The organism is Mesorhizobium sp. M0768 (genome assembly GCF_040320195.1).
Taxonomy (GTDB): Bacteria; Pseudomonadota; Alphaproteobacteria; order Rhizobiales; family Rhizobiaceae; genus Mesorhizobium.
Window position 1 is genome coordinate 1 of the sequence record NZ_JAMYPD010000110.1, and the last position, 795, is coordinate 795.

The window sequence follows — 795 nt, forward strand, 5'->3', positions numbered from 1 at the left end:
AATCGACAAGAAGCTGTTGGCCCATCACCGCAAGGACGAGACTGGACAGCGGCTGGCTGCGATGCCCGGCGTCGGGCCGGTCGTGGCGAGCCTGCTCGGCGTCAAGGTCACTGATGCGACAGCGTTCGGTTCGGGACGCGACTTCGCGGCGTGGCTGGGGCTGACGCCGAAGAACCATTCGACCGCCGGCAAGAACCGGCTGGGGGTGATCACGCGGGCCGGCGACGAGATGCTGCGGCAGGCGCTGGTGGTGGGCGCGACGGCCCACATCCAGCAGGTGCGTCGCGGCCGCGCCAAGGCCTCGCCGTGGCTGGCGGCGTTGATTGCGCGCAAGCCGCCGAAGCTGGCGGCTGTGGCGCTCGCCAACAAGACCGCCCGTATGGCCTGGAAGATGATGATCACCGGCGAGCCGTACCGTTGCGGCCTGGCGGGCAGCCTGACGCCTCCTCGCCGCCCTCAAGGCCGCTTCGCGCCGCCTACGGCGGTGGCCTGCGGCCAGCCCTGACCGCGGCTCAGCACGGCGCTGACATGCCCGGATAGGCCGCAACGGAGGAACACCGAACACAAGCTCTTGCAACGGAAGGAAGATGGCGTGATCGATCGATCCGTGACGCGCGAAACTCCGAGGGATCCATTGGCCAACGAAACCGCTGGCATGATTGGAACGGGCGTCGCGAACCCCACCTTGGCCAGCGGCCGCAAGGACCGTGCTCAAAGGCCGGACATATGGACGCAAGCGATCGAAAACGACGCAAAACAACCGTTGCAGGCAGGGCGCCGTCCACATATGGATCC

General features: G+C 67.4%; 1 protein-coding gene. It reads left to right on the top strand.

From position 1 onward, the window contains the following. Window positions 1-505: transposase (locus NKI08_RS34550; RefSeq protein WP_352775989.1), on the top strand; the 505-nt coding region annotated here is incomplete at its 5' end. Window positions 506-795 lie beyond the last annotated feature (290 nt).